This is a genomic window from Winogradskyella rapida (genome assembly GCF_042675845.1).
Taxonomy (GTDB): domain Bacteria; phylum Bacteroidota; class Bacteroidia; order Flavobacteriales; family Flavobacteriaceae; genus Winogradskyella; species Winogradskyella rapida.
Map to the genome: position 1 here is coordinate 154,659 of NZ_JBHTKM010000063.1, position 12,580 is coordinate 167,238.

Here is a 12,580-nt window from a genome sequence, read left to right on the forward strand (position 1 = left end):
GACTTAAAAAATTAAATTTGCAGCATAAAACAAATTTGAATTAAATATGCTTATAATAGGAATTGCTGGTGGTACAGGATGTGGAAAAACAACGGTAGTTAACACCATTTTAAATGAACTCCCTGAAGGAGAAGTCGGCGTTATTTCGCAAGATTCTTACTACAAAGATACCTCGCATTTAAGTTTTGAAGAACGTGTGAAGATCAATTTTGATCACCCAAGATCTATAGATTTCGATTTATTAAAAGAACACCTCGAAGACTTAAAAAAAGGAAAAAGCATTGACCAACCTGTGTATTCCTTTGTAAAACATAACCGTACTGGAGACGTGATTGTTACCCGTCCTAGAAAGGTGATGATTGTTGAAGGGATCTTAATCTTATCTCATTCTGAAATCCGCGATCTTTTTGATATAAAAATCTATGTGCATGCCGATTCTGATGAACGCCTAATTAGACGATTAAGACGCGATATAACAGAACGCGGAAGAGATATTAATGAAGTATTGCAACGCTACCAATCAACATTAAAACCAATGCATCAGCAGTTTATAGAACCGATGAAAGAATATGCTGATATCATTATACCAAACAATAAATACAACACCGTTGCTGTAGACATAGTGAAAACGATTATTAACGAACGATTATAATGCGAAAATTCAATAATAAATATCTTAAACCTTTTAAGAACATCTATGTCATTGTTCTTATTGTATTCACGGTTTGGATGTTATTTTTTGATGCCCATTCATGGTTGTTTCACCATGAGCTTAATAGTGATATTGATGAGCTCGAATATCAAAAAGAGCATTACCGAAATGAAATGGCTAAAGACAACAAAGCCATTAAAGAATTAAGTACTGATGAAGGTATAGAACGTACCGCTCGTGAAACCTATTATATGAAAAAACCGAACGAGGATATTTTCATCATAGAGTACGAAGACAGTATAGCGAAACAAAAACAAGATGAGTAAATCCTTATTTCATACATTTGAGGCCGTCTCTTCAAAAGCCTGGAAACAAAAGATTCAAATGGATCTTAAAGGGGCTGACTATAATGATACCCTCATTTGGAAAACCAAAGAAGATATCAACGTCAAACCCTTTTACCATGCCGATGAGTTTTCAACCTTACCTCCTATTTCTAAGAGTAAAGCCACGCGTTGGAAAATTGGACAGGTCATCACGGTTAAAGCTGCCGAAGCCGCTAATACAAAAGCTTTAGAGGCTATTACAAGAGGAGCCAATCATATCTTGTTTCATATGACTTCTTCAGAGGTTGCCATTCAAGATCTTCTATTTGATATAGATTTCAATACGGTATCTGTAACTATTTCTTGTGAATCTTTAGACGCTGAAACGCTAATAAAACAATGCCCTAAATCTCCAAATGTAAATGTACGAACGGACATTATTGGGCATTTAGCAAAGACAGGAAATTGGTATCAAAATTTAAAAAAAGATCAGCAACAATTTGAAAGCCTGGTTAAAACCTTTGGGCAACTTAATATTGATCTTGAAACCTACCAAAATGCCGGTGCTACTATGGTACAACAATTGGCTTACGGGCTTGCCCATGCCAATGAATATCTAAACCATTTGGATACTGTACTTAACGCAGAAGAAAAACAGAAGCTCGATGTAAGATTTCATGTGGCTGTGGGCTCTAATTATTTCTTTGAAATGGCAAAAATTAGAGCGCTGCGTCAACTTTGGGAAAGTTTAGCCAAAGCCTATGACGTTAATACCAATTGCACCATCACGGCTATCCCTAGCCTTCGTAACAAAACGATTTATGATTATAACGTGAACATGTTACGTACCACTACAGAGTGTATGAGTGCTGTTTTGGGCGGTGCTGATGTGGTTTATAACACGGCTTATGATGCGCTTTTTCACCATTCCAATGAATTTGGCGAACGTATTGCGAGAAACCAACTGTTAATTTTAAAAAATGAAAGCTATTTAGATAAGGTGAATAACCCTGCTGATGGCGCTTATTATATAGAACGATTAACGACACAACTTGCTGAAAATGCCCTCGGAATATTTAAAACTTTAGAAGCCAATGGCGGATTTTTAAAGCAATTAAAAGAAGGCACCATCCAAAGAAAGATTAAAGAAAGTGCTGCAAAGGAACAGGCCGATTTTAATGCCGAAAACCTTGTATTATTGGGAACGAACAGACACCCTAATTGGGACGACAAGATGAAAGACAATCTTGAAAAACAGCCCTTTCTTAAGGTTGAAAAACGCAAGACCTTAATAGAACCTGTGATCCAGAAGCGACTTGCTGAAGCCTTAGAAATAAACCGTCTCCACAAAGAATAAGACTAAAGACCAAAACAGCTTTAGTTGCAATTGTATTAAAAAATAACTCCTCTTATGTCAAGAAAAAACCTTCAACATATTACGCTTAACACCGAAGCTCCATCTTTGACGCAAGATTCATCTCAAGATTTTAAAACGGCTGAGGATATTTACATCAAGCCAACGTATACCAAGGCGGATCTCAAGGATTTAGACCATCTTAATTTTGTAGCGGGTATCGCGCCAAATTTAAGAGGGCCATATTCCACCATGTATGTAAGACGACCTTGGACCATAAGACAATATGCTGGATTTTCAACCGCAGAAGAGAGTAATGCGTTTTACAGACGTAATCTTGCGGCCGGACAAAAAGGATTGTCTGTTGCTTTTGATTTGGCTACACATAGGGGTTACGACTCCGATCATGAGCGTGTGGTTGGTGATGTTGGTAAAGCCGGAGTAGCTATAGATTCTGTAGAGGATATGAAAATTCTTTTCGATCAAATTCCTCTCGATAAAATGTCGGTTTCCATGACCATGAACGGTGCTGTTCTTCCTATCATGGCCTTTTATATCGTGGCTGCAGAAGAACAAGGTGTTGACATGAAAGCCCTCTCCGGAACCATTCAGAATGATATTCTCAAGGAATTTATGGTACGAAACACCTATATCTATCCACCAACACCCTCCATGAAAATTATCTCTGACATTTTTGAATACACCAGTCAGAACATGCCTAAATTTAATAGCATTAGTATTTCGGGCTATCACATGCAAGAAGCGGGTGCCACCTGCGATATAGAATTGGCTTATACTTTGGCCGATGGAATAGAATATATTAGAAAAGGGTTAGATGCCGGTATGGATATAGATACCTTTGTGCCTCGCCTCTCTTTCTTTTGGGCTATTGGCATGAATCATTTTATGGAAATAGCAAAAATGAGAGCTGCTAGAATGCTTTGGGCCAAGTTGGTAAAACCCTTTCAACCCAAAAACCAAAAATCGCTAGCCTTAAGAACCCATTGCCAGACCTCTGGTTGGAGTTTAACTGAGCAAGACCCTTTTAATAATGTGGCTCGTACCTGTATTGAAGCCTCCGCAGCAGCCTTTGGAGGGACGCAAAGTTTACATACCAACGCCTTAGATGAGGCCATCGCCTTGCCTACAGATTTCTCTGCTCGAATTGCAAGAAACACGCAAATTTACCTTCAAGAAGAAACCCATATTACAAAAACGGTAGACCCCTGGGCAGGAAGTTATTATGTTGAAAAACTAACGGCTGATATTGCAGAAAAAGCCTGGGAATTAATTGAAGAAGTGGAAGCTTTAGGTGGTATGACCAAGGCTATTGAAGCGGGAATTCCAAAACTACGTATTGAAGAAGCGGCGGCAAGAAAGCAAGCCCGAATTGACTCTGCGCAAGATATTATTGTTGGCGTTAATAAGTACCGTCTTTCTGAAGAAGATCCTATTTCTACTTTAGAGGTCGATAACCAATCTGTTAGATTACAACAAATAGAACGTTTAAATACAATTAAAGCGGAACGCGAAACGGAAGCCGTTAATAAGGCCTTAGAAAAATTAACTCATGCTGCTAAAACAGGTCAGGAAAATTTATTAGCTTTAGCCATAGATGCCGCAAGAAAAAGAGCCACTTTAGGAGAAATAAGTGATGCTTTAGAAGCGGAATTCGGCAGGTATAAAGCACAAATTAAATCCTTTTCAGGCGTGTATAGTAAAGAAATTAAAGACGATAAAAGTTTCCAAAAAGCAAAAGACTTAGCCGATGAGTTTGCGGCTCAAGATGGCCGAAGACCTCGTATAATGATTGCCAAAATGGGACAAGATGGCCACGATAGAGGAGCTAAAGTAATTGCAACAAGTTATGCCGATGTTGGTTTTGATGTGGATATTGGACCGCTATTTCAAACGCCTAAAGAAGCCGCAAAACAAGCCATTGAAAACGATGTTCATATTTTAGGAATTTCTTCTTTAGCTGCCGGACATAAAACCCTTGTACCACAGGTCATCGCAGAACTTAAAACCTACGGTCGTGAGGATATCATGGTTATTGTGGGTGGCGTTATCCCTAAACAAGATTACCAATATCTTTATGATGCGGGCGCGGTAGCTGTTTATGGTCCTGGGACTAAAATTAGTGATGCTGCTATTGAGATTTTAGAAATTCTTATGGCCTAATCCCAATTCACGTTTAATAAAATTAAGCTTTAAATTTTACTCGTATTTTCCGAAGAGAATTTCCTAATGTGGTCATTCTCTTCAGAAATGCCCTACCCTTTAAAACCGCACAGTACCGTAGAGTTTCGCCGTAAAAAGGAACAACAACCCAAAAGAAATTACAGGGTTAGTTCACACTCATTTTATGTGACCGAAAAACAATTCCGAAGCCTTAAATTTTAAAAAAGCTTTCCGTTAAATTTACGTTAATCTTTTAATTAACAGTAAATTATCTATAATTTAGAACTTCATAAAGTATTCATTTAAACCATCAATCAATGAAAAAATTAGTTCTTAATTCCATTTTATCGTTCTGCTTTTTAATGACTCTTACTTTAAAAGCGCAAACCTCAAAAACGACCGTAGAACCTCCACTAGAATACAATCCCACTCAACCTATTCCTACAGATCCGAATGTCAAAACAGGAGTTTTAGACAACGGCCTTACCTATTACATTCAAAATAACCCGAAGCCTGAAAACAAAGTAGAATTAAGATTAGTTATTAATGCCGGTTCTATCTTGGAAACAGAAGATCAACTCGGGCTTGCCCATTTTATGGAGCATATGAATTTTAACGGTACAAAGAATTTTAAAAAAAATGAATTAGTAGATTACCTACAAAGTATTGGTGTTAAGTTTGGAGCCCACTTAAATGCTTACACGGGTTTTGATGAAACCGTATACATTTTACCGATACCTAGCGATGATCCTGAAAAATTAGAAAAAGGGTTTCAAATCATTGAAGACTGGGCACATAATGCCTTACTTACGGATGAAGAAATTGATAATGAACGTGGCGTTGTTTTAGAAGAATACCGTTTAGGAAAAGGTGCCGATGAGCGCATGATGCAAAAGTATTTACCTAAAATGATGCACGGCTCAATGTATGCAGAACGCCTTCCTATTGGCACTAAAGAAAACTTAGAAACCTTTGATTATGAAAGTTTAAAACGCTTTTACAAAGACTGGTACAGACCCGATTTAATGGCTATTATTGCCGTTGGCGATATTGATATTGCAACTCTAGAAGCAAAAATTAAATCCCATTTTAGTGCTATAAAAAATCCTGAAAATTCTAAGCCTCGACCTTCATTTGATCTCCCTAACCACAAGGAAACCTTTATTGCTATTGAATCGGATAAAGAAGCGCCATTTTCTAACGTTAGGTTATTGTTTAAAGATAAGGTGAATAAGACACCAGATCAAACTTATAAGGATTACAGAACGTCCATGGTCGAGAATTTATTTTCTCAAATGATTAATAACCGCTTAGACGAATTAAGAAACGGTGACAACCCACCTTTCGTTTACGGTTTCACTTATTACGGCGGCACCTATGCCCGAACCAAAAATGCTTTTCAGTCTACCGCAATGACCAGTCCTACAGGACAATTAGAAGCCTTAAAAACCTTATTAGTTGAAAATGAACGTGTACGTCAGCATGGATTTTTTCAAGAAGAATTTAAGCGTGCCAAAAAAGATTTAATTGCCAATATGGAACGTGCCTATAAGGACAGAGACAAAATGGAATCTAATCGTATTGTTGGGCGCTATGTCGATCATTATTTAGAACAAAATCCTATTCCTAGTATGGAGTGGCGCTATGCCTTTATGAATTCGCAACTTCCAACCATTACCTTAGAAGAAGTAAATACATTGATTAATAGCTATATTAAAGAAGACAACCGGGTTGTAATTATGACAGGGCCAGAGAAAGAAGGCCTTAAAAAGGTAACCGAAGCCGAAGTTCTAGAATTATTAGACAACGTAAAAACGATGGAACTAAAACCTTATGAAGACAAAACGGTAGCCACATCTTTACTCTCAGAAATGCCTAAAAAAGGCCAAATTACTGACTCTAAAACTGATACTGTTTTAGGAACTACCACCTTAACACTTAGCAATGGGGCAACCGTGACCTACAAAAAAACAGACTTTAAAAATGATGAAATTTTATTTGAAGCCTTCAGCTATGGCGGTAACTCTCTTTATAGTACTGAAGATTATAAAGCTACGGTCAATGCCAACGGTGGTCTTACGGAAGCTGGTGTAAACGGCTTTAATAAAGTGGAATTAGGTAAAATGATGTCGGGTAAAATTGCAAATGTAAGACCCTCAATTGCGACATACAGCGAAGGCTTTACTGGGAATACTACGCCTAAAGATTTAGAAACTCTGTTTCAGCTCACACACCTTTACTTTACGGCGCTTAACAAAGATGAAAAGGCTTTTAAAAGTTATATTGAAAAGCAAAAAGCATTTTTAGGAAATCTTTTATCGAGTCCACAGTTTTACTTTCAAAATCGACTTTCAGAATTCATCTATGGTAAAAATCCAAGATATACAGGATTCCCTACCGCAGAAGCTATGGATAAGGCCAATTACAGTCTAGCTTACGAAAAATACAAAGAACGCTTTGCCGATGCTAGTGACTTCCACTTCTATTTTGTAGGTAATATTGATGAAGAAAAATTAGCCACTTTAGCCGAAACCTATTTAGCTAGCTTACCCGCTATAAACAGAAATGAAACCTATAAAATAAGTGATTACAGACCACTTACAGGAAGCCATAAAAAGGTTATCGAAAAAGGGGAAGATCCTAAAAGTTCCGTACGTATTACCTATCACGGCCCTACAGATTACAATGAAAAGGAAGCCCATGCTTTAAAGAGTTTAGCTGAAGTGTTAACCATTAAATTAATTGAAAAACTACGTGAAGAAGAAGGCGGAGTTTATGGTGCAGGCGCTAGTGCAAGCATCAGCCATATGCCTTACGACTGGTTCAGGTTTAATATTAGTTTTCCGTGTGGACCAGAAAATGTAGATAAACTTATTACAGCCACCTTAAATGAGGTAGACCAATTAATAAAAGATGGCCCAACAGAAAAGGACTTAGAAAAAGTAAAAAAAGCCCAAATACTAGATTACAAAGAAGATTTAAAGACCAACCGTTTTTGGGTAAGACAATTAAAAGATGCCGATTACCGCAAAAAAGATGCTCAGAAAATTTTAAATTTTGAAGAGGCTGTCAACAATTTAACAGTTGCCGATTTGCACCAAGTGGCGAAAAAATATTTAACCCAAGGTCATATTACAGGAATCCATAACCCTGAAAAATAACAAACTAAGCCTTTAAAAGCACAGCCTTCCCCTAACTTTGGGAAGGCTGTTTTGTTTTCAATAAGTGTTAACAACTTCAATTTCTTAAAGTCGTAAATAATCGTATTTTTACCGTAAACTTATTATGGTATAACAGAAGACTAAGACGTAACGTTTTTGCTGCTTAGCGGAGACTTTCTTATAAGTTTCGTAAGTTCACATAACGAGATATAAATTGAATCCGAAGATAAAATGGGTAAAATCATTGCAATAGCAAATCAAAAGGGAGGCGTAGGTAAAACAACGACCTCAGTGAATTTAGCGGCTTCTTTAGGAGCGCTAGAGAAAAAGGTACTTCTTATAGATGCGGATCCTCAGGCCAATGCCAGTTCTGGTTTAGGTTTAGACGTAGAAGCTATAGAGATTGGTTCGTATCAAGTCTTAGAACATACGGCAACGGCAAAGGAGGCTATTGTTCCTTCTAATGCGCCCAATGTCGATGTCTTACCGGCTCACATTGACCTTGTTGCTATTGAAATAGAACTTGTAGATAAAGAAGCACGTGAATATATGCTGAAAAAAGCCATTCACGATCTGAAATCGGATTACGATTATATTTTAATTGACTGTGCCCCTTCTTTAGGCTTATTAACTTTAAATGCGCTAACCGCTGCAGATTCTGTTATTATTCCTATTCAATGTGAATATTTTGCACTCGAAGGCTTAGGAAAACTGTTAAATACTATTAAAAGTGTACAAAAGATACACAATGTTACGTTAGACATAGAAGGCTTATTGCTTACCATGTACGATTCGCGTTTACGCCTATCTAATCAAGTGGTAGAAGAAGTACAAAAACACTTTAGTGACATGGTTTTTGAAACCATTATACAACGAAATGTTCGTTTAGGCGAAGCACCAAGTTATGGTGAAAGCATTATTAATTATGATGTTGCCAGTAAAGGAGCAGTGAATTACTTAAGCTTAGCAAAAGAGCTTATCAATAAAAATGAATTATAATACATGGCGAAGGCAACTAAAAAACAAGCATTAGGTCGCGGGCTTTCAGCACTTCTGAAAGATCCTGAAAATGATATCAACTCTGCAGAAGACAACAACGCAGACAAAGTTGTGGGTAATATTGTAGAACTTGATATTGAAAGTATTGAAGTTAACCCTTTTCAACCAAGAACTAATTTTAATGAAGATTCGTTAAAGGAGCTTGCTTCATCTATTCGCGAGTTGGGTGTGATACAACCTATAACGGTTAGAAAACTTGCCTTTAATAAATTTCAACTGGTCTCTGGAGAGCGTCGTTTTAGAGCGTCTAAACTTATTGGTTTAGAAACCGTACCGGCTTATATTCGTATTGCTAACGACCAAGAGTCTTTAGAAATGGCCTTGGTAGAGAACATTCAACGTCAAGACTTAGATCCTATTGAAATTGCATTGTCTTACCAACGTTTAATAGACGAAATTCAACTCACACAAGAGCAAATGAGCGAACGTGTGGGTAAAAAACGTTCTACGATTGCCAATTACCTACGCTTGTTAAAGTTAGATCCTATTATTCAAACCGGAATGCGTGATGGTTTTATAAGTATGGGCCACGGAAGAGCTATGGTTAATATTGAAAGTGCTGTAGATCAACTTGAAGTGTATGAAAAAATCATCACCCATAAGTTATCCGTGAGAGCCACAGAGCAACTCATTAAAAACCTCAATTCAGATACGCCTGATAAACCCGAAACCAAAGCCTTTGAAATTCCGAAGCACATTAAAAAAGGAGTCAAAGATTTTTCTGAATATTTTGGTCATAAAATCGATGTTAAAGTCACTAAGAGTGGAAGTGGAAAAATTACCATCCCATTTCATTCTGAAGAAGATTTCAACCGCATTAAAAAATTAGTTCAGCGTGACAAATAAATGTTTTTATACGCTTGTTTTTTGCTTATTCTCAGTATGCCTATCCTTTTCTCAACAAGAAAAAGACAGCACCAGTATTGCTAAAGACAAAAGTCCTTTTATTATTAGCGATACTTTAATTAAAAAAGAAATTGATCCGCTACGTCCTTCAAAAGCAGCATTTTATTCTGCTATTCTCCCAGGGTTAGGACAGGCTTACAACAAGAGGTATTGGAAAATTCCGATTGTTTGGGGTGCCATAGGGACAGGGATTTATTTTTATACTAGAAACGACAAACAGTTTGACCGTTATAGAGATGCCTATAAAAGGCGTTTAGCGGGGTATACAGATGATGAATTCTATGGGTTAATCTCGGACGATGGTCTTATTAGAGCACAAGAACAATTTAGACGTAACAAAGAAATGTCAGCCTTAATTACCTTAGGCTTATATGCTTTAAATATCCTCGATGCTAATATTGATGCGCACTTGCTTCAATTTAATGTTGATGAAAACTTAAGCCTTAGTCCACATTATCAGTACAATGAATTGGAAAACTCGTCGGACTTAGGCCTTACACTTAATTTTAAATTTTAACATGAAAATAGCTTTACTCGGTTATGGTAGAATGGGAAAAAGTATTGAAACCATTGCTATTGCACGCCAACACGATATTATTTTAAAAGTAAAAGATACCGCTTCTATCACTAATCTTGAAGAAGCCGATGTGGCCATAGATTTTAGTATCCCATCTGCAGCCGTTGCCAATATTAAGTTAGCCATTGATGCGGGAGTTCCTGTTATTTCTGGAACTACAGGTTGGCTAGACCAATACGATACCATCACAGCATATTGTAAGGAACATCAAGGGACATTTCTTTACGCCTCTAACTTCAGTTTAGGGGTTAATCTCTTTTTTGAGCTTAACAAACGATTAAGTACCCTAATGTCTGGTTTTTCGGAGTACACGGCAGAAATGGTAGAAACCCACCACACCCAAAAATTAGATGCACCAAGTGGTACAGCCATTACTTTAGCAGAAGATATTATTGAAGAAACAAGGTATAACAATTGGACTTTAGAAGCTCCTAAAGCAGATGAAATTCATATTGAAGCTAAACGTATTGAAGGCGTTCCTGGAACGCATGAAATTACATACAAATCAGAGATTGATACCATTAGTATTTGCCATACCGCTCATAGTCGTCAAGGCTTTGCAATGGGTGCCGTTATTGCTGCCGAATGGATAAAGGACAAACATGGTATATTTACCATGAAAGATGTGTTAAACATTGGTTAATTGACCGCCCTTTAGAAACACAATACCCTATTTTTCAATCCCTAAAAATGAATTTTAAATATCTTATAACGATATATTCATTTAGTTTTTTACATTAGACAAAACAAAATATTATGAGCTGGACACAGTGGTTTATTTTTATACTCATATTACAAGTTATTCACGGTTTAGGAACCTGGAAATTATATATTAAAGCCGGTAGGCAAGCATGGGAAGCTTTTATCCCGGTCTATAACGCTGTAGTGTTAATGAAAATAATTTCGCGCCCTTGGTGGTGGGTAATTTTAATGTTCTTACCTATTGTTAACCTTGTTATGATTCCTGCGGCTTGGGTAGAAACCGCTCGTGCTTACGGAAAAGACAGTAAGTTAGATGCGCTATTATGTATTGTTACTTTAGGCTTCTACCTTTATTATCTTAATTATGTTGCCGATGTTCAATACATAGAAGATCGCGAACTTAAACCGAAGACCTCTACAGGAGAATGGATTACCTCTATTTTGTTTGCTATTGTAGCGGCTACGATTGTACATACCTATTTCTTTCAACCTTTTGTCATTCCATCGTCGTCCTTAGAAAAATCACTTCTTGTTGGTGATTTCCTTATCGTTAGTAAATTACATTACGGCCCAAGAGTCCCTATGACGACAGTTGGTGCCCCTATGGTTCATGATACCATTCCGGTGATCGGAAAAAAATCGTACTTATTTGATGATAATTTTGAAGAAAGAAACAGCTCTTGGATCAATAAACTTCAGTTGCCTTTTTTAAGATTACCAGGTTTTGAAAACGTAGAACGTAATGATATTGTGGTTTTTAATCAACCCGCCGATACATTACTGGATATGAATAATTTTAATCCAGACCGTAATTACTATAAGCCAATAGATAAAAAGACCAACTTAGTAAAACGTTGTGTTGGTGTCGCTGGTGATACCTTAGAAATTAGAGATGGTTATGTTTACATCAATGGGAAACAAAATGAATTACCACCTCGTGCCCACCTTCAATTTTCTTATGAAGTTACGTTTAAACGTCAGTTACAACCTGCACGCATCTACGAAATCTTTAAAAAATATGATATTACAGATTTCCCAAGATATGGTTCTGCCGAATTGGCTTATATCGTTCCTGCGGCGACCGACGAAGCGATCGCTCAATTAAAATTACATCCTGAAGTGGCCGCTGTAGCGCCTATAAAACAAGTTAAAGGCGAAAGAGACCTCATCTTCCCAAGAGATCCTAATTACAACTGGAATTCTGATTTCTTTGGTCCTATGTGGATTCCTAAAGCTGGTGGTACCGTACAATTAACTACTGAAAACATTTCAATTTATAAACGTGCTATTGCAGAATATGAAGGCCATAAGGTTGTTACCCGCGGTAATCAAATTCTTATTGACGACCAACCCGCAACCTCTTACACCTTTAAGCAAGATTATTATTGGATGATGGGAGATAACAGACACAACTCTATTGACAGTCGTTATTGGGGTTTTGTTCCTAACGATCACATTTTTGGTAAGCCCGTATTTATTTGGATGAGTATTGATGGAATTAATGATGGTTTAAAAAACTGGAAATTCCGTTGGGATCGTATATTCACTACCGTAAGTGGTGGACCAGAACGTACCTCTTACCTTATACCATTTCTAATCTTAGTCTTAGGATTAACAGGTTATAACAAATGGAGAAAAAAGAAAAAGTCTAAAGAAAGCTAG

At 37.1% G+C, this 12,580-nt stretch carries 10 protein-coding genes; all 10 read left to right on the forward strand.

Going from position 1 to position 12,580, the window contains the following annotated elements; genetic code table 11:
• The first annotated feature begins 46 nt into the window (after nucleotides 1–46).
• Nucleotides 47–652 (forward strand): uridine kinase, encoded by a 606-nt coding sequence (gene udk, locus ACFQ13_RS08195; protein ID WP_114308963.1) that lies wholly within the window; start codon nucleotides 47–49, stop codon nucleotides 650–652.
• Nucleotides 652–978 carry an FtsB family cell division protein gene (locus ACFQ13_RS08200; protein WP_114308962.1) on the forward strand — a complete coding sequence of 109 codons (327 nt, stop codon included), beginning with the start codon at nucleotides 652–654 and terminating at the stop codon, nucleotides 976–978. The genes udk and ACFQ13_RS08200 overlap by 1 nt, the downstream gene beginning before the upstream one ends.
• Nucleotides 971–2,335: a methylmalonyl-CoA mutase subunit beta gene (locus tag ACFQ13_RS08205; RefSeq protein ID WP_386116091.1), complete on the forward strand. Its 1,365-nt coding sequence runs from the start codon at nucleotides 971–973 to the stop codon at nucleotides 2,333–2,335. The genes ACFQ13_RS08200 and ACFQ13_RS08205 overlap by 8 nt, the downstream gene beginning before the upstream one ends.
• 54 nt (nucleotides 2,336–2,389) lie before the next feature.
• Complete coding sequence (gene scpA / locus ACFQ13_RS08210) at nucleotides 2,390–4,513, forward strand: methylmalonyl-CoA mutase (RefSeq protein ID WP_386116094.1); 2,124 nt, start codon at nucleotides 2,390–2,392, stop codon at nucleotides 4,511–4,513.
• Nucleotides 4,514–4,830: 317 nt separating this feature from the next.
• Nucleotides 4,831–7,674 (forward strand): M16 family metallopeptidase, encoded by a 2,844-nt coding sequence (locus ACFQ13_RS08215; protein WP_386116096.1) that lies wholly within the window; start codon nucleotides 4,831–4,833, stop codon nucleotides 7,672–7,674.
• Between the two features lie 231 nt (nucleotides 7,675–7,905).
• Nucleotides 7,906–8,673 (forward strand): ParA family protein, encoded by a 768-nt coding sequence (locus ACFQ13_RS08220; RefSeq protein ID WP_114308958.1) that lies wholly within the window; start codon nucleotides 7,906–7,908, stop codon nucleotides 8,671–8,673.
• A gap of 3 nt (nucleotides 8,674–8,676) precedes the next feature.
• Nucleotides 8,677–9,579, forward strand: a complete 903-nt coding sequence (locus tag ACFQ13_RS08225; protein WP_386116099.1) for a ParB/RepB/Spo0J family partition protein — start codon at nucleotides 8,677–8,679, stop codon at nucleotides 9,577–9,579.
• Nucleotides 9,569–10,156 carry a DUF5683 domain-containing protein gene (locus ACFQ13_RS08230; protein ID WP_386116102.1) on the forward strand — a complete coding sequence of 196 codons (588 nt, stop codon included), beginning with the start codon at nucleotides 9,569–9,571 and terminating at the stop codon, nucleotides 10,154–10,156. The genes ACFQ13_RS08225 and ACFQ13_RS08230 overlap by 11 nt, the downstream gene beginning before the upstream one ends.
• 1 nt (nucleotide 10,157) lies before the next feature.
• A complete protein-coding gene (dapB, locus tag ACFQ13_RS08235; protein WP_386116105.1) occupies nucleotides 10,158–10,859 on the forward strand; it encodes a 4-hydroxy-tetrahydrodipicolinate reductase in 702 nt (233 codons plus the stop codon).
• 113 nt (nucleotides 10,860–10,972) lie between these two features.
• Entirely contained in the window at nucleotides 10,973–12,580 is a 1,608-nt protein-coding gene (gene lepB, locus ACFQ13_RS08240) for a signal peptidase I (RefSeq protein WP_386116107.1), read from the forward strand.

Coding starts and splice junctions, on each gene's coding strand:
- lepB (WP_386116107.1), top strand. CDS start 10,973: ATGAGCTGGACACAGTGGTTTATTTTTATACTCATATTACAAGTTATT.
- ACFQ13_RS08215 (WP_386116096.1), top strand. CDS start 4,831: ATGAAAAAATTAGTTCTTAATTCCATTTTATCGTTCTGCTTTTTAATG.
- scpA (WP_386116094.1), top strand. CDS start 2,390: ATGTCAAGAAAAAACCTTCAACATATTACGCTTAACACCGAAGCTCCA.
- dapB (WP_386116105.1), top strand. CDS start 10,158: ATGAAAATAGCTTTACTCGGTTATGGTAGAATGGGAAAAAGTATTGAA.
- udk (WP_114308963.1), top strand. CDS start 47: ATGCTTATAATAGGAATTGCTGGTGGTACAGGATGTGGAAAAACAACG.
- ACFQ13_RS08200 (WP_114308962.1), top strand. CDS start 652: ATGCGAAAATTCAATAATAAATATCTTAAACCTTTTAAGAACATCTAT.
- ACFQ13_RS08225 (WP_386116099.1), top strand. CDS start 8,677: ATGGCGAAGGCAACTAAAAAACAAGCATTAGGTCGCGGGCTTTCAGCA.
- ACFQ13_RS08205 (WP_386116091.1), top strand. CDS start 971: ATGAGTAAATCCTTATTTCATACATTTGAGGCCGTCTCTTCAAAAGCC.
- ACFQ13_RS08220 (WP_114308958.1), top strand. CDS start 7,906: ATGGGTAAAATCATTGCAATAGCAAATCAAAAGGGAGGCGTAGGTAAA.